The sequence below is a fragment of the Streptomyces sp. NPDC001843 genome (assembly GCF_042891955.1).
Classification (GTDB): domain Bacteria; phylum Actinomycetota; class Actinomycetes; order Streptomycetales; family Streptomycetaceae; genus Streptomyces.
Genome location: NZ_JBIATQ010000007.1, coordinates 204348 through 223487 on the forward strand (window position 1 = coordinate 204348; position 19140 = coordinate 223487).

The window sequence follows — 19140 nt, forward strand, 5'->3', positions numbered from 1 at the left end:
CCCCAGTGCGGCCGTCCCCTTTTCAGGGAGCGGAGCCACCGGTCACGCGGTCCACCAGATCGCGCCAACCCCGCTCCAGCCGCCGTAGGGACACCCCGCACTGCCGGGTCAGATGGTGGACCAGGACCGGGTTGAGGTAGCCCAGCAGAGCGTGGGCGAGGAGATCGTGGTCCGCGTCCGGCAGGGCCTGGCGCAGCAGCAGCGCCACGTGACTGTGGTGGACACGGCGGACAGGCACGGAGTACCGGCGCTCCGGGCCGGGCTCGGCCGCCAGTCGCAGGTCCATTTCGTCGACGCAGCGCCGCAGCACGGTGACACCGAACGCGCGCAGCCGCTCCACGGGCGGCGCGCCGGGTCCGAGCGGCGGGGGGCCGGTCAGGATCGCGGCCTGCATCTTCTGCTCGGAGTCGTCAAGGAGCGCCGTCAGCAGACCGGTACGGTCGCCGAAGCGACGGAAGACCGTCCCTTTGCCCACCTGCGCCGCGGCCGCCACCGCCTCCATCGTCACCCCGGCCGCGCCGTGCTCGGCGATCAGCCGGGCGGCGGCGTCCAGCAGACGGGCCCGGTTGCGCGCCGCGTCGGCGCGCAGGCACGGCTCGTCGCCGACGGACTCCGGCCCAAGCAGCGCCTGTGGCTCGCTGGTGCTCTCCTCCGGTTCCGGACGGGGCGGCACTAACACATCGTCTGCGCTGGACATGAAGTCACCGTAGATCAGGGGGAGTAGCACGGGATCGCGATCCGGTCACAGCGGCCGCCGGCCGGTGCGGTCAACGGCCCATGCCGTGCCCCCAAGAAGACAGAAGACGGCAAGCGTCGCTTCCTGGAAGCGCTGGACACGGCCCGACCGCGCGCACTGACACGGCCGTCGCCGTCGTGGGAACATGCGTGCATACGTGTGTCGAGCCGGGGTAAGCGGCTGATCGTCGGTGAGCGGACCGACGGGGAGAGACCGAACGACTGGGAGGGGCGCATCATGGCGACGACGACCGTGCAGACTACCGAGCAGGCGGTGGAAGTACCGGAGATCGCCGACCCGTCCCAGGTCAGCCCCAAGGACGCACGGGAGCTGTCGAAGCTGTTCTTCGACCAGCTCGCGGTGCTGGAGGAAGGCACCCCCGAGTACAGTTACGCTCGCAACACGCTGATCGAGATGAACATGTCCCTGGTCCGCTACGCGGCTGGCCGGTTCCGCAGCCGCGGCCCGGAGGAGATGGAGGACATCGTCCAGGTCGGCATGATCGGACTGATCAAGGCGATCGACCGGTTCGAGCTGTCCCGCGAGGTGGAGTTCACCTCCTTCGCCGTGCCCTATATCGTCGGCGAGATCAAGCGGTTCTTCCGCGACACGTCCTGGGCCGTGCACGTGCCCCGCCGACTGCAGGAGGCCCGCGTCCAACTGGCGCGCGCCAAGGAGGAGCTGAGCAGCCGGCTGGGCCGGACGCCGACCACCAAGGAACTCTCCGAGCTGATGAGCCTGCCGGAGGACGAGGTGGTGGAGGCGCAGCTGGCCTCCAACGGCTACCGGTCGGCCTCCCTGGACGCGGCGATCAGCGGCAGCGAGGACGGCGAGGCCGCGCTCGCGGACTTCATCGGCGACCAGGACCCGGCGCTCGGCCTGGTCGAGGACTTCCACGCCCTCGCACCGATGATCGCCGAACTCGACGAACGCGACCGCAAGATCATCCACTGGCGCTTCGTCGAGGAGCTCACCCAGGCCCAGATCGGCGAGCGCCTCGGCGTCTCCCAGATGCACGTCTCCCGACTGATCAACCGCCTCCTGGCCCGGCTGCGCGAGGGCATGCTCAGCACCCGCTGAGCCGCCCTTCCCGGCTCACCGCCCCTCATGGGGGCGGCCATGTGTCTCGGCGGTGAGCCGTACTTCACCTACTTCACCTGCTTCACCTGCTCAGCCGCCCAAGCCGCCCACTCCCGCCGCATCTCGTAGAACCGCAGGCCGTACTCCAGGGCGATGCGGCCGTAGACCGAGAGGTTGTCGTCGTCCCAGTCGACGGCGTCGACGAGGCGGCGGAGTTCCTCGTACAGGTCGGCGGACTGGTCGGTCAGGTCGGTCAGATAGGCGTGGGCCTGGCCGGGTTCGAGGACGCCGAGGAAGAAGACGCGCAGGAGGACGTCGCTGCGGGTGGTCCGCTGGGGTTTCGTCTCCGTGAGCCAGTGCCGCAGCTCGGCCAGGCCCTCGTCGGTGAGGGCGTATTCCTTGCGGCCGCGCGGGCCCTCCGCGGCCACCGTGATCAGGCCGGTGTCCGCGAGCTTCGTCAGCTCCGTGTAGATCTGGCTCTGGGTCGCCGGCCAGACGTTGGCCAAAGACGTCTCGAAGCGCTTCAGCAGGTCGTAGCCGCTCGCGGTGCGCTCCGTGAGCAGGCCGAGGAGTGCGTGTCTGAGGCTCATGCCCCCACTCTACATTCCACTATTGACATGTCGCTAGTGGACCTTCTAGTTTTGACATGTCGAGAGAGGAACCCGGCAGCGACCGGGACACTCATGGGGAGAGAGCAATGTCCTACCTGCGCACGTTCCTGCCGTGGATCGTCTTCGCCGTACTGCCCTCCGGCAGCTGGCAGTGGGGCGCCCTGGCCGCGCTCGTCGTCGCCGTAGTGGTCATCGCCCAGCAGCGGCGGACCGGAACCGGATGGGACGCGCTGATCATCGAGCTGGGCTCGGCCGTCTTCTTCGCGGTGTTAACGGTCATCGCCTTCGCCGACCCGCACTCCGGCGTCCACGACTACTCCGCGGCCCTCTCCTCCGGCACCCTCGCCGTCATCGCGGGTGTCTCGCTGGCCGTCGGCAGGCCGTTCACCCTCGGCATCGCCAAGCGGACCACCCCGCGCGAGGTGTGGGGACTCAAGCCCTTCTTCCGGACCAACGTCGTCATCACCGCGGTGTGGACCGCCGCCTTCGCCGTGACCGCCGTCGTCCTCGCGCTCGTCGCGCACTCCGGACACGCCCACTCGGCCACCGCGACGATCGTCCAGATCGCCGGCTTCGTCGTCCCGATGGTCTTCACCGTCCGTTACGTCGCCCACGTCCAGGCCAAGGCCGGGCAGGTGGCCCGGTGAGCAGCCCCACCCCCCGCCACCTCGCCGGCAACTACGCCCCGGTCCCCGAGGAACTCACCGCCCACGACCTGCCCGTCACCGGCACACTCCCGCCCGCCCTGAACGGCTGGTACGTGCGCAACGGGCCCAACCCGGCCGACGCGGCCTCCGGGCACTGGTTCTTCGGGGACGGCATGGTCCACGGCGTGCGCATCGAGGACGGGCGAGCGGTCTCGTACCGCAACCGGTGGGTCCGCACCAGCAGCCTCACCGACGGGGCGCGGATGTACGACGGCCAGGGGCACCGCGACCTCACCGCCGGACCCGCCAACACGCACGTCGTCCGGCACGCCGGACGCACCCTCGCCCTCGTCGAGACCGCCCTGCCCTACGAGCTCACCCGCGACCTGGACACCAAGGGCCCCTACGACTTCGGCGGCCGGCTGCACACCGCCATGACCGCGCACCCCAAGACCTGCCCGGCCACCGGCGAGCTGCACTTCTTCGGCTACGGCATCCTGGAGCCCACCCACCTCACCTACCACCGCGCCGACGCGAGCGGCGAACTGGTGATCAGCAGGCCGGTCGAGGTGCCGGGCGCGACCATGCTGCACGACTTCTGCCTGACCGCCGAACACGTCGTCTTCCTCGACCTGCCCGTCGTCTTCGACCTCGACCTCGCCCTGTCCGGACGGACCATGCCCTACTGCTGGGACGACGGATACGGCGCCCGGCTGGGCGTGCTGCGCCGCGACGACCCGTACGGCGAGGTGCGCTGGTTCGACATCGACCCCTGCTACGTCTTCCACTCGCTCAACGCCCACGACGCGCCGGACGGCACCATCGTGCTCCACGTGATGCGGTACGCCGACATCTGGCGGCGCACCGAACACGGCCTCACCCCGCCGCGCGAGGCCGTGCTGTGGAAGTGGACGATCGACCCCGCGACCGGGACGGTCCGGGAGGAGCAGATCGACGACCGGCCGGGGGAGTTCCCCCGCGTCGACGACCGGCTCACCGGACTCACCGCCCCACACGGCCACATCACCAGCGACAACACCCTGGTCCGGTACGACCTGGGCACCGGCGCGGTCACCGCATACGACTTCGGGCCCGACCGCACCCCCGGCGAGGCGGCCTTCGCCCCCGCCGACGACGTGGCCGGCGGTCCCGGCTGGCTCATGACGTACGTGTACGACGCCACCACCGACCGAAGCGACCTGGTGGTCCTGGCCGCCGACGACCTCGCGGCGGGGCCGGTCGCCACCGTCCACCTGCCCGCCCGGGTGCCGTTCGGGTTCCACGGCAACTGGCTCGCGGACTGACCGGTCGGCGCGCGCCCCGCCGCGCCCGGTGCGTGGGCCCGGCATGTCCGGCTGGTCCGTGCAAGCGCCCCTTTAGGCAGCCGCAGGAAGATCCTCGGCGACATGGGTACCGCGCGCCATGCGCGACATGCGAGGGGGATGCAGTTGTCACGCTTCGCCACTTTCACCGACCTCGTCCGGGCGCGGTGCGCCGAGTCCGCGGGCGATGACGTACACATCCAACTCCGCGACACCGAGGACGGTCCGGTCGCCGAGCGGCTGACCTACGGGGAACTGGACCGCGCGGCGCGCCGCATCGCCGGGGCGCTGCGCGCGCACGGGGTCGAGGGGTGTCCCGTGCTGCTGATGTACCCCGGCAGCCTCGAGTTCCTGAAGGCGTTCACCGGCTGCCTGTACAGCGGGGCCGTGGCCGTGCCCGCCCCGCTGCCCGAGGGCGGTGCGAAGGGGCGGCTCGGGCGCGGTTCGGCGATGCTGCGCGACTGCGGGGCCAAGGTCGTGCTCACCGACCGGGCCAGCGCGCCGGACGTCGCCCTGTGGCTGGCCACCGAGGGCCACGCCGACGACGTGGTGTGCGTGGCGACCGACGCCCTGCCGGACGGGGACGACGCCTGGGAGGCGCCCGCCACCGGGGCCGACGACCTCGCCTTCCTGCAGTACACCTCCGGGTCGGTGTCCGAGCCGCGCGGGGTGATGGTGACCCACCGCAACCTGATGGCCAACCAGGCCGCCCTGCAACGCGTGCTGGGCACCACCTCCGCCGACCGGTTCGGCGGATGGCTGCCGCTCTACCACGACATGGGGCTCATCGCGCACCTGCTGCACCCCGTGTGGCTGGGCAGCGCGTCCGTGATGATGTCGCCGACCGCGTTCATCAAGCGGCCCGTTCGCTGGCTGCAGGCCATCGACGAGCACGGCGTCACCATCGGTGGCGGCCCCAACTTCTGCTACGACCTCGCACTGCGCCGGGTCGGCGACACCCAGCTCGCCCGGCTCGACCTGTCCCGCTGGCGGCTGGCGCTGAACGGGGCCGAGCCGGTGCGCGCCGACACACTCGACGCCTTCGCCCGCCGGTTCGCCGCCGCCGGACTGCGGGCCGAGGCCATGTACCCGTGCTACGGGCTCGCCGAGGCCACCCTCGTGGTCTCCGGCGGCGTGGGCGGCCGGCCGTACCGGCGGTTCGAGGCCGACGCGGCCGCCCTCGCGCGGGACGTGTTCGCGCCCGCCGGGCCGGACACGGAGTCCCGGACCCTCGTCGGCAGCGGGCGGGTCACCGACTTCGACGTCCGCATCGTCGACCCCGTCGGCTACCGGGAGCTGCCGGCGGGCGCCGTCGGGGAGATCTGGCTGCGCGGCGACAGCGTCGCCGCCGGGTACTACGGCAGGCCCGAGGAGAGCGAGGCCACCTTCCAGGCCGTGCTGGACGGCGGCGAGGGCGGCTTCCTGCGCACCGGGGACCTCGGGGTGCTCGACGACGGGCAGCTGTACGTCACCGGGCGGCTGAAGGAAGTCGTCATCCTCAACGGGCGCAACGTCTACCCGCAGGACGTGGAGTACGCCGTCAAGGCGCTGCACCCCGCGCTCGCCGCGGGCAACGGCGCAGCCTTCTCCGTGGAGGCGGGGCGCGAACAGCTCGTCCTCGTGCAGGAGGTCAGGGGCGAGCAGCTCGACGGTCCCGAGCTGCGCGAACTCGCCCAGCGCATCCAGCAGCTGATCGGCAAGGAGTTCCACGTGCCCGCCGGCAACGTGCTGCTCGTGCGGCCCGGCACCGTGCGCCGCACCACCAGCGGCAAGGTCCGGCGCACCCTCATGCGGCGGGAGTTCCTGGCCGGCGAGGTGCACGGCGAGTACGAGGTGTTCGACCCGGCCGTCCGCGCCCTCGCCCGCGCCGGGGACGTGCTCCTCGGCGAGGGGCTGCTGCAGTCCACCGCCGGCGGTGGCGCATGGTGAACCTCGCCGCCGCACCCGTGCGCGAGGCCGAGGTGCAGCGCCGGGTGGCCGCCGTGGAGGACCTCCTCGGCGATCCCGGCGACCCCGCCAACCCGTGCGGCTACGCGGCCCTGCTGGAGGCCGACCGGGACGCCGTGCGCAGCGTGCCCGGCGAGGACGCCCTCGACCGGTCCGGCATGCACCACGAATACGTGCCCGTCGCCCTAGGCGGCCGGCTCACCTCGATGGACACCCTGGTCCGCGTCATGCGCCCGGTCTTCCGGCGTGACGTGGGCCTCGGCATGGGGTACGGCGCCATGTCCTTCATGGCCGCCGTCGACGTGTGGATGGCCGGCACCGAGGACCAGCGGAGCGCCCTGGCCCGGCGCATGCTGCGCGGCTCCCGTGCCGCCATCGCCCAGCTGGAGACCGCCCACAGCAACGACTACGTCCGCAGCCAGGTCACCGCCCGGCCCGGACCGCGCGGCGGGCTGCTGCTCAGCGGCCGCAAGCCCGTCATCAACAACCTCGACCGGGCCGACGCCCTGGTGCTGTTCGCCCGCACCGACCCCGATCCCGGCCGCCGCAGTCACACCGCGGTCCTCCTCGACCCGTCCCGGTTCCCCGAGGGCCGGGCCCGGCGCCTCGGCCGGCACACCTCGCTCGGGCTGCGCGGCTGCGTCTTCGGCGGGGTCGACTTCGACGACTGCCCGGTGCCGGACGGCGCCCTGCTCGGACCGGCCGGCGACGGCGTGCCGATCGCGCTGCGCTCCTTCCAGGTCACCCGCACCGTCATCTCCTCCATGGTGCTCGCGGCCGTCGACACCAGCCTGCGCACCGCGGTCGCCTTCGACCACGAGCACCGCGGCGGCGGCTGGTCCACCGGCGGCTCCGACTCCCAGCGCACCACCGCCACCATCACCGGCGCGTTCGTCAACCTGCTGCTGTACGACGCGTTCGCCACGGTCGCCACCCGCGCCATCCACGTCCTGCCGGAACAGACCAGCGTGTACTCGGCGGCCGTGAAGTACCTGCTGCCGCGCCTCCTGACCGAGACGATGTACGACCTGTCGATCGTGCTCGGCGCCGGGCTCTACACCCGCGAGGGCACCCTCGGCATCTTCCAGAAGCACCTGCGGGACGTGCCCGTGGTCACCCTCGGACACGCCGGGTCCGTCGCCTGCCAGGGCACGATCATCCCGCAACTGCCGCACCTGGCCCGCCGGTCCTGGTTCGTCGCCGACGAGGCGCCCGCCACGCTGTTCCGGCCGCGCGACCCGCTGCCGCCCTTCGACCCGGACCGGCTCGCGCTGGCCTGCGGGCAGGACAGCCTCAGCGCCACGCTGCTCGCGGTGGCCACCGAGACCCCGGGCACCGGCGCCGTCGAACGCACGCTGCGCGACCTGGCGCTCGGCCTCGTCGACGAGTTCCGCGACCTGCGCGCCCGAGTGCTCGCCCTCGGCCCGGAACCGGGCGCCGCGCCGTTCCCGCTGATGGACCGCTACGCACATCTGCTCGCCGCCGCCGCCGTGCTCGGCGTGTGGCGGCACAACCAGGACGGCTCCGACCCGTTCCTCGCCGACCCGGCCTGGGCCGCCGCCGCCCTGCACCGCCTCGCGCGCCGCCTCGGCGCCCCGGCACCCGACCTGCCGGCCGAGTGCGAGCTGCGGGTCCGGCACGAAGTGCAACTCCGCTTCAGCGACCGGCGCAGCTACGACCTCTACGACACCCCGCTGCCGGGATGAGCGCGCCCCATGCCCAGCATCCCGGTCCGGCGAATCCCAGCGAAAGGCGTTCGGCCATGAACGTACCGACCACCCGGCAGTCCCCGTCCTCCATGTCCGCCAAGTCGTCGACGTCCGCGGCGTCCGGCCCCGTGCTGCCACGCGGCTGGCTGCTCGACCGGGTCGCGCTCTACCTCGGCAGGGACGCGCAGACCATCGACCCGACCGTGCCGCTGGCCGAGTACGGCATGGACTCGGTGTGCGCGCTGAGCCTGTGCGGCGACCTGGAGGACGAGTTCGGGCTCGTGGTCGAGCCGACCCTGCTGTGGGACCACCCCACCGTGCAGAGCCTGCTGGCCTTCCTGGCGACCCGGTTGCCGGCGGCCGGCGCGAACGGGGAGCGGTGATGGAGCGGGAACCGGACCACCGCGACGGCGTCGCGATCGTCGGGATCGACTGCGCCTTCCCGCTGGCCCGGGACACCGACGCCTACTGGGAGCTGCTGCTGCGCTGCGGCGACGCGATCGGCGACGTACCGGCCGAACGGTGGGACCAGGCGGCCGACGGGGCCGGCGGGCCCGGGCTCGCGCGCGGCGGCTTCCTCGACGGCGCCGACGTGTTCGACCACGCGTTCTTCTCCGTGCCGCCGCGCGAGGCCGCCGCCATGGACCCCCAGCAGCGGCTGCTGCTGCACTGCGCCTGGCGGGCCGTGGAGGACTCCGGCGTGGCGCCCGGCAGGCTGGCCGGCAGCGGCACCGGTGTCTACATCGGTGTGATGGGTGGCGAGTGGGGGCGGCTGCACCTGGGCGACTACGACCGGGTGACCCCACAGCTCGGCGCGGGCAGCAGCGCGGGCATGACCGCCAACCGGATCTCCTACCACCTCGGCTTCACCGGCCCCAGCATGGCCGTCGACACCGCCTGCTCCTCCTCGCTGGTGGCCGTGCACCTCGCGGTCGGGGCGCTGCTGTCGGGGGAGTGCGACACCGTGCTCGCCGGTGGCGTCAACCTCGTCCTGTCGCCCACGCTCGGGCTGGTCTACCAGCAGTTGGGGCTCGCCGCGGACGACGGGCGCTGCAAGCCGTTCAGTCTGCGCGCCGACGGCATCGGACGCGGTGAGGGCGTCGGCCTGGTCGTGCTGCGCCGGCTCTCCGACGCGGTCGCCGACGGACAGCGGATCTACGCCGTGATCCGGGGCACCGCCGTCAACCAGGACGGCCGCAGCAACGGCATCACGGCGCCCAATCGCTGGTCCCAGGAACAGGTGGTGGCCACCGCCTGCCGGCGAGCCGGAGTCCAGCCGCGCGAGGTGACCTTCGTCGAGGCGCACGGCACCGGCACCGTCCTCGGCGACACCATCGAGTGCGCCGCCCTCGGCAGCCTGCACGGCGAGGGCCGCGACGAACCGCTGGCGATCGGCTCGGTGAAGGGCAACCTCGGGCACACCGAGGGCGCAGCCGGGATCGCCGGGCTGATCAAGGTCGCCCTCGCGCTGCATCACCGGATCGTGCCCGCCAGCCGGTTCGCGGACCGCGAGAACACGCAACTGCGGCTCGGCGAGCGGGGCCTGAGGCTTCTGAAGTCACCGCTGCGACTGCCGCCCGCCCCGGTCCTCGCCGGGCTGTCCAGCTTCGGCATGGGCGGTACCAACGCCCACGCCGTCCTCGGCTCCGCGCCCCGCCCCGCACCCCGGACCACGGCCCGGCGCGGCCGGCCCGGCGCCGGTGTGTTCACCCTCACCGCCGACACCCCGGGCGCCCTGGTCCGCAACCTCAAGGAGCAGGCCGACGCACTGGCCCGCCGCCCGCGCGCCTTCGCGGCCGCGCTGTGCCGGCAGAGCAACCGTGTCAAGACCGGACTGCCGTACCGTTTCGCCGTCACCGCCCGGGACACCGAGGAACTGGCCGCCGCGCTGCGCGAAGCGGCCCGGGAGGGACTGCCCGAGCAGGTCGCGCACCGGCCCTGGAGCGTGCCGACGGTGGCGTTCCTGTTCTCCGGCCAGGGCGCCCAGTACCCCGGTATGACCGCAGGCCTGTACCGGGACTCCCACGCCTACCGGCAGGCCCTGGACGCGGCCGACGCGGCGCTGCGCCCGTACCTCGACGCCTCCGTGTGCGAGGTGCTCCTGTCCGGCGACGAGCACGGTGCGGCCGGGGAACTCACCCAGCCCGCCCTGTTCGCCGTCGAGTACGCCCTCGCCACCACCCTCACCGCGCTCGGCGTGCGGCCCGCGGCCGTCCTCGGGCACAGCGTCGGCGAGTTCGCGGCGGCCGTCACCGCCGGCGTGCTCACCCTCGACGAGGCCGCGCACCTGGTGGCCACCCGCGGCCGGCTCATGCACACGCTGCCCGCCGGCGGGGCCATGCTCTCCGTACAGGCCGGACCCGACGCGCTGCGCCAGCTCCTCGCCGAGGAGCCGCAGGCACACCTCGCGGCCGTCAACGGGCCCCGGGACACCGTTCTGTCCGGCACCGCCGAGGCCCTCGACCGGATCGCCGAGACCCTGCGGGAGGCCCAGATCCGCACCCGCGACCTCGAGGCCCCCGTCGCCTTCCACTCGCCGCTGGTACGGCCCGCGCTCGACCGGCTCCGGTCGGCCGCGGCAGGAACCGAGCCGAGGACACCCGAGGTCCCCGTCTTCTCCACCCGCTACGGCCGGCTCCTCGACGCCGCGGAGCGCATGGACGCCGACTACTGGGCCGCCCAGGCCGAGTCGCCGGTGCTGTTCGCGGACGCGCTCGCCGACCTGGAGACCGTCTGCGCCCCCACCCACCTCGTGGAGCTCGGCCCGCGCCCGCAACTGCTGCCCCTCGCCGGGCGGGCCGGGCTCGGCGCGCAGGTGGAGTTCCTGCACCCGGCACCGGGGCCGGAGGCCGGCGGGACGGACCTCGCCGACCTCGTCGCCACGCTGTACCGGGCCGGACTCGACCCGGACTGGGAGCGGCTGTACGACCCCGACGTCACCACGGGCACCACCGAGAAGCTGCGCGGTTACTCCTTCTCCACCGCACACCGCTACTGGACCGCCCCGGCGGGGCCGCGCACGGAGCAGGGCCCGCGGCCCCGGCCCGCCTCCACCCCGCCCCCGTCCTCCGCGACCGCGGCCCCGGCGACCAGCGATCCGGTCTCCAGGGACCGCGACCCGGTGCTCGCGGCCGTCGTCGACGCGGTCACGGAGGTCGGGTCGTACCCGCCGGAACAGGTCGTGGCCACCGCCCGGTTCTACGAGGACCTCGGCTTCGACTCCGTGATGATCATGCAGCTCAAGGACCGCATCGAGGCCCGGCTGCCGCACCTCGGCGAGGTGTCCGTGCAGCAACTCCTGCCCGCGCTGCGGTCGGTGGGCACCCTCGCCCAGTTCCTCGGCGGGCACCTCACCGAGGGGGCCGGGGCATGAGCGGGCGCCGCGGGGCCGTCACGACACGTTCGCTGCTGTGCCGCTCCGGAGTAACCCACGCCGTATCGTTCGGCTTTCAACTGGAAGGAGCCCGGGCGTGAGCGCCACCGCCTATCTCGCGGCGACCGGCAGCGCGCTGCCCGGCCCGCCCGTCGACAACGCGGACCTCGGCAGGGTGCTCGGGGTCAGCGAGGAGTGGGTCGACATCTTCGTGGGCACCCGCACCCGCCACTTCGGCTGGGACCTGCACACCGGGCAGGTCCGGCACACCCTCGCCGACCTGTGCGCGCAGGCCGGGGGAGCCGCCGTCGACGCCGCCGGACTGGACCCCGTCGACATCGAGTTCGTGCTGCTCGCCACCGCGACCCCGGACACGCTGCTGCCGACCACGGCCAGCGAGGTCGCCGACCGGCTCGGCCTGATGTACCTGCCCGCCTTCCAGATCCAGTCCGGCTGCTCGGGCGCCGTGCAGGCCCTGGACCTCGGCCGCACCCTGATCCGCGGCGGCGCCCGGGCCGGGCTGGTGATCGGCGGCGACGTCACCCACCGCCACCTCGACGCCCGGCGGGACGTGGCCCGCATGCCCACCGAGGAACTCGTCAACTACGTGCTGTTCGGCGACGGCGCCGGCGCGGCCGTCCTGACCGCCGAACCGGTCGCCGAACGCGTCGCGATCAAGGGCCTGCTCAACCGCTTCACGGGCCTCGGCCGTCCGGCCGGGCAGACCGTCGACTGGTACGGCATCAGCGACCGGCACAGCGAACGCCCCATGGTCGTCGAGGACTACAAGGCCATCGAGGAGTCCGTGCCGGCCATGGCCCGCGAGATCCTCTGGGAACTCCTCGACCAGCTCGAGTGGACCCCCGACGACCTGGACTTCCTCCTGCCGCCGCAGCTGTCGGGCCGGATGACCGAGCGGATCACCGAACACCTGGACGTGTCCGGCGCCAAGGAGGTCTCCTGCGTCGCCGAGACCGGGAACACCGGCAACGCCCTGGTGTTCCAGCAACTCGCCCGGCTGCTGCCCGATCTGCCCACCGGCGGGAAGGCGCTCGCCATCGCCGTGGAGTCGAGCAAGTGGATAAAGAGCGGGCTCGGCCTGGAGAAGGTGTAGGAGATGGCGGTAGCGCAGCACGCGGCCACGCGCGCCGAGCCCCTGCGGCGGTTGCGGGAGCTGGCCGCCGAGGGGCGGCTGGAGGAGGCGTACGACGAGGTCGCGCCGCTCCTCGCCGAGCTGGCCGACGACCCCGCGGCCCCGCCGGGCTGGGCCCGCAAGGCCGGGCGGCTGCTGGCCCGGGCCGACCGGGACGCCGTACTCGCCCGGCACCCCGGCATCACCCCGGTGACCGTGACGGTCACCGGGCAGTCCACGGCCGCGGACGTCGTCGAGCCGCTCACCGGCGAACTCGCCCGCCACGGGCTGCTGTCGCACACGGTCGTCGGCGACCACGGCGCCTGGCTGAGGGACCTCACCGACCCCGGCGGCGCCTTCCGGGGCGTCACCGCGGACCTCACCCTGTGCCTGCTGGACGACTCCACCGTCTTCGCCGAGGTGCCCGCCGTCTGGGGCCCCGGTGACGTCGAGCAGGCCGCCGGGGAGGTGGCGGAGCGCATCGAGGGCCTCGTACGGCGGCGTACGGGGCCAGGCACCCTGGTGCTCAACACCCTTCCGCTGCCCCGGGAACGGGCCCAGCAACTCGTCGACCACCCCTCCCGGGCCCGGCTGGGCGTCGTGTGGCGGGAGTTCAACGCCCGGCTGCTGCGGCTCGGCACGCGGGCGGCGGACGTCGTCGTCATCGACCTCGACCCGCTGCTCGCCGCCGGCGGCCCGGTCAACGACCCGCGCCTCGCCCAGTACGCCGGCGCCCGCCTCGGAGCCGAACTGCTCGACGCCCTCGCCCGCGAAGTCGCCCATCTGGCCCGGGCGCTGACCGGCCGTACCCGCAAGTGCCTGGTGCTGGACCTGGACCACACGCTGTGGGACGGCGTGCTGGGCGACGACGGGCCCGACGCGATCGCCGCCGCGGGCACCCTGCGCGGAGAGGCCTTCGGCGCCTTCCAGCAGGCCGTGCGGCAACTCGCCGCCCAGGGCGTCCTGCTCGCCGTCAGCAGCAAGAACGACCGCGCGGCCGTCCTGCGGACGCTGCGCACCCACCCCGACCTCCGCCTGCGCGAGGACGACTTCGCGGCGGTGCACGCCGACTGGGAACCGAAGAGCGGACACCTCGCCGCCGTCGCCGAGGCGCTCGGCATCGGGGACGACGCCCTGGTGTTCGCCGACGACTCGCCCGCCGAGCGCGCCGAGGTCCGCCACTCGGGCCTGCGCGCCGCCGTCGTGCCGCTGGACGACGAGCCCGCGCTGCACGTCCGGCGGCTCCTCGCCGACGGCTGGTTCGACACGCTCGCCGTGACCGACGAGGACCGCGCCCGCACCGCGCACTACCGCGCCGCGGGCGCCCGCGCGGCACTGCGCGTCGAGGCGGGCTCGCACGAGGAGTTCCTGCGCGGCCTCGGCGTCACCCTCGACCTGTCCGCACCCGAGGCCCACGAACACGAGCGGCTCGCCCAACTCACGCAGCGCACCAATCAGTTCAACTTGACCGGGGTACGCCTGGCCCCGGCCGACGTGGTGCGCGTCGCCGCCGACCCGGGCCGGCTGCTGCTCGCCGCGCGCACCGCCGACCGGTTCGGCGGCAACGGGCTGACCGGCGCCGTCCTCGCCACCCGCGAAGGGCGGACGCTGCGGCTGGACAACGTCTGGCTCAGCTGCCGCGTACTGGCCCGCGGCATCGAACAGGCCCTGCTGGCCACCGTGCTGGCCCACGCCCGGCACACCGGGCACCACACGGTGCTCGCCGAGTTCCGGCCCACCGCGAAGAACGCGCGGGCCCGCGAGGTGTACCCGTCGCTCGGCTTCACACCCGAGGGCGAGCGGGACGGGGCGCTGCTGTTCCGGCACGACCTGCTCGGGACGCCCGCCCCGCCGGAGCACGTGCGGATCACCGGGCCGCTCACCAGCGGCCTCGACAGGAGGAAGCACACATGAGCGCGGTCGACACCCTCGACGGGTTCCTCGCACTGCTCAAGGACGAACTGGGCCTGGAGGCAACGCCGGACGAGGCCGGGCGGAGCCTGGCCGACCTGCCCCGCTGGGACTCGCTATACCTGCTGAGGGTCGTCGCCCTCATGGAGGACGAGACCGGCCGGCGGCTGTCGCTGGCCCCCGTCCTGCAGGCCCGCACGCTCGCCGAGATCCACACCGTCGTCGTACAGCAGGCACAACCCCAGCACACCGCGGAGGCACAGGCATGACCGTCCCCGGCAACTCCACGCTCGGTCCGCCGCTCGGCGCACCCGTCGAGGTGGGCGCCGACGAGGCCGCGTGGGACCGGGTCAGGGAGGACCTCCGCAGTTGCGGAACCGCCCTCCTCTACGCCCACCGGCCCGTCCTGCAGCCCCAGTTGCCCTCCGGCGACGGGCTGCGCCGGCTGCTGGGCCGGGACTGGTCGCGCTACCTCGGCCTCGCGCACGCCGACGTCCGCGACCGGTACGCGGCCTCCCGGGTGCTGCTGAAGTCCGCGGCGGCAGCGGTGCTGCACGGCGACCCGGAGGCCCTGGAACTGGCCTACGGGCCGACCGGGCGGCCGTACCTGCGCGGCTGCGACCAGGTCGACATCAGCCTCAGCCACACCGACGACCTGCTCTTCGTGGGGCTGACCACCCGGGGACTGATCGGCGTGGACGCCGAGCGCGCCGACCGCCAGATGTACGGCGGGGGCCTCGGCCGGCATGTGTGCACCCCGTACGAGATGGTGACGCTGGCCGCGCTGCCGGAGGAGCAGCGCAATCCGTCCCTGGTGCGGCTGTGGACGCTGAAGGAGGCCTACAGCAAGGCGATAGGGCAGGGCATGCAGTTCCGGTTCACCGAGTTCGGCTTCGGGCCGGACGGCAAGCCGGTGCGCGTGCAGCGCCCCGACGGCAGCGCCGGCACCGGCGCCGAATGGGCCTTCCGTACGTTCCCGCTGGCCACCGGCTACTGCGTGAGCGCGGCCGTCTACGACGCCGGGTTCGGCCGGCCGGGCGACACCGACATCACGACCATGCTGGACGCGGACTGCGTGGAGACGATCGAGGGGGCGCTGGGGGAGGGGTGAGCGTCGGTCGTGACCCCGGGGGTCGGCCCGGGTGCCGCTCAGCGCTCGGCTAGTCGTCCAGCATGCGGGACAGCGCCGCGTTGTACCCCGCCTGGAAACGGCTCGTGGCCTCCAGTTCCTCGGTGATCTCCGAGATGTGCCGGCGGCAGGTGCGCACCGACATGCCCAGCCGCCGCGCGACCATCTCGTCCTTGTAGCCCTTGGCCATCAGACGCAGGATGGACTGTTTGAGGTCGTCGGCGACGGACGGGGTCCGTGAGGTGTCCGGGACGAACGGCGTCGCGCCGTCCCACAGGTGCTCGAAGACGCTGCAGACGAACGCGACCAGGGTGGGTTCCCGGACGACGATCGCGCCGTTGCCCACCCGCTCCTCCTCCGCCCCGTCACCCGGCTCGCGTGTGGGCAGGAACACCGTCTCACGGTCGTAGATGAGGATGCGGTCGATGACCTGGTCGGCGGTGCGCACCTCCACACCCGCCGCCGTCACATCGCGCACGTAGGCGCGGGTGGCGAGGTCGCTGCGGGCGGTGTGCTGGTAGATGGTGCGGATGGCGACGCCCCGCTCCCGCATGCTCAGCGACGACTTGCGGGCGGCCTGCAGGAGTCCGCCGGGGCGGGAGCCGCCCGGGGCGACGGAGGCCATCTCGTGCCGGCAGTGGGCGCTGAGGTGGTCGAGCATCGACTGCACGGTGTCGCGGTCGGTGATGAGGTCGAAGGCCTCGAGCCGGTTGCGCAGCCGGCGGCCCTCGAAGTAGACCGGCGTCAGCGACATCAGGCGGCCGCGCACGTCGGTCACCGCCTGCTGGAGGTCGCGGATCTGTGTCTCGGCGGAATTGACGAGGTCGGCCGTGGCCACGTCGGGGGCCACGGGCACGAGCACGCCGGGGTCGCCCGGCATCGGCTGCAGCAGGCGCAGCAGCAGCAGCACCTTCTCGGCATGCTCGATCTCGGCCGGGGAAAGCGCCAGGCGTACGGCTATGTCCTCGCGTATGAAGCGACCCAATTCAACGGCGTGTCCATATGCCGCCGCGCTTACGTCGTCCAGCTCGGTGAATCCGGAATGGGAGTAATTCATTCCGCGCATCCAGCGGATCTCGAGTCGGGGTGTAGTTGTTGCCGTGCAGCTTTGGGCCATCGTTCGGCGCTTGGGGTGGACCCCGTGGATTCGAGATGGTGTTCCCGGCGCCGGGAGGGGCCGGCGGTGGGGAGGGGGATCTCCGGGTTCATGACGACCCTTCCCGCTCGGTACGCCGACACATCGAACTCGCAGGGGGAAACGTGCACGCCATGACAAACATGATCAACATCGTCGCTCGTAGTGCAGCTTTGGGCAGTGCTCTTGGTGTGTTGTTTACCGGCGCCATACTCTTCGGCCAGCACGGCGACGTGCACCAGGCCGCGGCGCGGAGCGGACCGGTGGTGACCGCTTCCGTCGTCGTCCACGACGGCGACGACCAGTGGTGACCGCTTCCATCGTCGTCCGTTACGGCGACGACCAGTGGGCATGAACCCCGTGCTCCGCCGCAGGCGCCTCCCGCTCACACGAGCTGGGGGGCGCCTGCCGTCGTCCGTGCCGGTGTCGCGTGCCGCACGGCCGGCACCGCGATGGCGCTCAGCACCAGCCCGGCGGTGGCCGAGAAGCGCCCGGTCAGAATCCGCCGCGGCGCCCCCGGAGCGGCCGCCGGGTCCCTGAGCAGCGCCGCCCGGAACGTGCCGCGCCCGGCGTCCACCGTGAGCAGCGCGTCCTCGAACTCCAAGGTCTGTCCCGTCAGCGGGAAGTAGGCCTTGTACACCGCCTCCTTCATGGAGAACAGCAGCCGGTCCCAGCAGACCTCCGGCAGGGTGCGCCGCAGCCGCGTCACCCACGACCGCTCCTGCGGCAGCCCGATCGACTCCAGGATCCCCTCCGGCAGCGGCTGGTTGGGCTCCGCGTCGATGCCCAGCGCGGCGATCTCCTCGGCCCGGGCCAGCGCGGCACCCCGGTAGCCGGCGCAGTGCGTGACCGAGCCGACCAGCCCCGGCGCCCACTGCGGCGCGCCCCGCAGCCCCGGCAGCACCGGCACCGCCTGCTGCCCGAGGGCGGCCATCGCGCGCCGTGCGCACCAGCGGGCGGTGGTGAACTCCCGGCGCCGCGCCTCGACGGCCCGGGCGATCTGCGCCTCCTCGGCCGGGAAGAGGGTCACGTCGTCGCGGTCGACGGTCGTGTCGACGGCGGCGACCTCGGCCGGGAGCAGTGTTTCGATCATGGCGATCACCCTCGTGGACGGGCCGCGGCCGGGTGAGCCGCGGCGATGCACCCACCGTGGCGCCGCGCCGGCTGCGGCTCCACGCGTGACCGGGTCGCCGGTCCGCATCGGTGTCTCCGGAGCGGGGGAAAGCGGCTGTCCTCTGCTAGGTGGCGGGTGTTCGCAGCGGGTGCTGCCATACGGTTGCCATGCGCCCGCGGGCCGGTGGGGGCTTGGCGCGCGGTTCCCCGCGCCCCTGGTGGGTCTTCCCTTAGGGGGCTACAGGGGTACTGCCCGCTCGGCGGTGGGCCCTAGGGTCGGCCGAATGGTGCACGGACAGCTGATGGCCATCAGTGATCTGCACGTGGCGTTCGAGGAGAACCGGCGGGTCCTGGAGGGGGTACGGCCCGAGGCGTCGGGGGACTGGCTGCTCGTCGCGGGGGACGTGGGCGAGTTGCTCTCGGACGTCGAGTGGGCGCTCGGGATGCTCGCCGAGCGGTGGGCCCGGGTGGTGTGGGTGCCCGGCAACCACGACCTGTGGACCGCCCATGAGGATCCGGTGCAGCTACGGGGCGACGCCCGCTACCGCCGGCTCGTGGAGATCTGCCGAGGCCTCGGCGTGCACACCCCGGAGGATCCGTACCCGGTGTGGTGCGGCCCCGGCGGGCCCGCCGTCGTGGCGCCGCTGTTCCTGCTGTACGACTACTCGTTCCGCACCCCCGCCGCCGCCACCAAGAAGGAGTCGCTGGAGCAGGCCTACGCGGCCGGGGTGGTGTGCACCGACGAGTTCCTGCTGCACCCGGACCCCTACCCGAGCCGCGACGCCTGGTGCCGGGCGCGCGTCGCCGAGACCGAGCGCCGGCTCGCCGAGTGCGACCCGGCGCTGCCGACCGTGCTGGTCAACCACTTCCCGCTGGTGCGCACCCCCACCGACATCCTGCGCCACCCGGAGTTCGCCCAGTGGTGCGGCACCGAACTGACCGCCGACTGGCATCTGCGGTTCCGCGCCACCGCCGTCGTCTACGGCCATCTGCACATCCCGCGCACGACGTTCCACGACGGCGTGCGCTTCGAGGAGGTCTCCGTCGGCTACCCGCGCGAGTGGCGCAGACCCGGCCACCCGAGGAACGTCCCGAGGCGGATTCTGCCCTCTTGACACTCTCCCCCCGGCCTGGGCGGGTGACTTGCTGCCGTGCAGCTTTCGGCCACCGGTGGGCTCCGACATGCTTCGTAGACTGGGGCCTTGAAGGACGGTTGCCCCGCGCCGAGGAATTCCTTTGCGCTTTCTTGGGGGAAACATGGGGACGTCTGCAGGAAGTCGTGAAGAAGTCCCACG

17 protein-coding genes are annotated in these 19140 nt (G+C 73.1%); 13 read left to right on the forward strand and 4 right to left on the reverse strand.

Features of this window, described 5'->3' with window-relative positions; translation table 11 throughout:
• Positions 1–22 precede the first annotated feature (22 nt).
• Positions 23–697 (reverse strand): TetR/AcrR family transcriptional regulator, encoded by a 675-nt coding sequence (locus ACFYZQ_RS19635; RefSeq protein ID WP_389148962.1) that lies wholly within the window; start codon positions 695–697, stop codon positions 23–25.
• A 276-nt stretch (positions 698–973) separates the two neighbouring features.
• Between ACFYZQ_RS19635 and ACFYZQ_RS19640 the strand changes: the two genes are divergently transcribed.
• The gene (locus ACFYZQ_RS19640; RefSeq protein ID WP_389148965.1) at positions 974–1816 is read left to right on the forward strand and encodes an RNA polymerase sigma factor SigF; all 843 of its coding nucleotides are present in this window, start codon (positions 974–976) and stop codon (positions 1814–1816) included.
• A 68-nt stretch (positions 1817–1884) separates the two neighbouring features.
• Here the strand turns inward: ACFYZQ_RS19640 and ACFYZQ_RS19645 are convergent, their stop codons facing one another.
• Positions 1885–2406, reverse strand: coding sequence for a PadR family transcriptional regulator (locus tag ACFYZQ_RS19645; RefSeq protein WP_389148967.1), 522 nt, complete (start codon positions 2404–2406; stop codon positions 1885–1887).
• 107 nt (positions 2407–2513) lie between these two features.
• On the opposite strand from ACFYZQ_RS19645, the gene ACFYZQ_RS19650 reads away from it, so the two are divergent.
• The 10 genes from ACFYZQ_RS19650 (at position 2514) to ACFYZQ_RS19695 (ending at position 15579) form a co-directional block, all read left to right on the forward strand.
• A complete protein-coding gene (locus tag ACFYZQ_RS19650; RefSeq protein WP_389148969.1) occupies positions 2514–3074 on the forward strand; it encodes a hypothetical protein in 561 nt (186 codons plus the stop codon).
• Positions 3071–4378, forward strand: a complete 1308-nt coding sequence (locus tag ACFYZQ_RS19655; protein ID WP_389148971.1) for a carotenoid oxygenase family protein — start codon at positions 3071–3073, stop codon at positions 4376–4378. Before ACFYZQ_RS19650 ends, ACFYZQ_RS19655 begins: the two co-directional genes overlap by 4 nt.
• Before the next feature lie 138 nt (positions 4379–4516).
• Positions 4517–6325, forward strand: a complete 1809-nt coding sequence (locus ACFYZQ_RS19660) for a fatty acyl-AMP ligase (RefSeq protein WP_389148973.1) — start codon at positions 4517–4519, stop codon at positions 6323–6325.
• Entirely contained in the window at positions 6319–8049 is a 1731-nt protein-coding gene (locus ACFYZQ_RS19665) for an acyl-CoA dehydrogenase (protein WP_389148975.1), read from the forward strand. The genes ACFYZQ_RS19660 and ACFYZQ_RS19665 overlap by 7 nt, the downstream gene beginning before the upstream one ends.
• Positions 8050–8105: 56 nt before the next feature.
• Complete coding sequence (locus ACFYZQ_RS19670; RefSeq protein WP_389148978.1) at positions 8106–8435, forward strand: acyl carrier protein; 330 nt, start codon at positions 8106–8108, stop codon at positions 8433–8435.
• Positions 8435–11425, forward strand: a complete 2991-nt coding sequence (locus ACFYZQ_RS19675; protein WP_389148981.1) for a type I polyketide synthase — start codon at positions 8435–8437, stop codon at positions 11423–11425. Before ACFYZQ_RS19670 ends, ACFYZQ_RS19675 begins: the two co-directional genes overlap by 1 nt.
• A gap of 97 nt (positions 11426–11522) precedes the next feature.
• Complete coding sequence (locus ACFYZQ_RS19680) at positions 11523–12539, forward strand: 3-oxoacyl-ACP synthase III family protein (RefSeq protein WP_389148983.1); 1017 nt, start codon at positions 11523–11525, stop codon at positions 12537–12539.
• A 3-nt stretch (positions 12540–12542) separates the two neighbouring features.
• Positions 12543–14471, forward strand: a complete 1929-nt coding sequence (locus tag ACFYZQ_RS19685) for an HAD-IIIC family phosphatase (protein WP_389148985.1) — start codon at positions 12543–12545, stop codon at positions 14469–14471.
• Positions 14468–14737, forward strand: coding sequence for an acyl carrier protein (locus tag ACFYZQ_RS19690; protein ID WP_389148989.1), 270 nt, complete (start codon positions 14468–14470; stop codon positions 14735–14737). The genes ACFYZQ_RS19685 and ACFYZQ_RS19690 overlap by 4 nt, the downstream gene beginning before the upstream one ends.
• Complete coding sequence (locus tag ACFYZQ_RS19695) at positions 14734–15579, forward strand: 4'-phosphopantetheinyl transferase family protein (RefSeq protein WP_389148993.1); 846 nt, start codon at positions 14734–14736, stop codon at positions 15577–15579. The genes ACFYZQ_RS19690 and ACFYZQ_RS19695 overlap by 4 nt, the downstream gene beginning before the upstream one ends.
• A 49-nt stretch (positions 15580–15628) precedes the next feature.
• Here ACFYZQ_RS19695 and ACFYZQ_RS19700 read toward each other — a convergent pair whose 3' ends face one another.
• Positions 15629–16582, reverse strand: coding sequence for a LuxR C-terminal-related transcriptional regulator (locus ACFYZQ_RS19700; RefSeq protein ID WP_389148996.1), 954 nt, complete (start codon positions 16580–16582; stop codon positions 15629–15631).
• A gap of 293 nt (positions 16583–16875) precedes the next feature.
• Here ACFYZQ_RS19700 and ACFYZQ_RS19705 point away from each other — a divergent pair, with 293 nt between their 5' ends.
• Entirely contained in the window at positions 16876–17043 is a 168-nt protein-coding gene (locus ACFYZQ_RS19705) for a hypothetical protein (RefSeq protein WP_389148999.1), read from the forward strand.
• 74 nt (positions 17044–17117) lie between these two features.
• On the opposite strand, the gene ACFYZQ_RS19710 is transcribed toward ACFYZQ_RS19705, so the two are convergent.
• A complete protein-coding gene (locus ACFYZQ_RS19710; protein WP_389149002.1) occupies positions 17118–17825 on the reverse strand; it encodes a 4'-phosphopantetheinyl transferase in 708 nt (235 codons plus the stop codon).
• A 304-nt stretch (positions 17826–18129) separates the two neighbouring features.
• Here ACFYZQ_RS19710 and ACFYZQ_RS19715 point away from each other — a divergent pair, with 304 nt between their 5' ends.
• Complete coding sequence (locus ACFYZQ_RS19715; RefSeq protein WP_389149005.1) at positions 18130–18960, forward strand: metallophosphoesterase family protein; 831 nt, start codon at positions 18130–18132, stop codon at positions 18958–18960.
• The last annotated feature ends 180 nt before the right edge of the window (positions 18961–19140 follow it).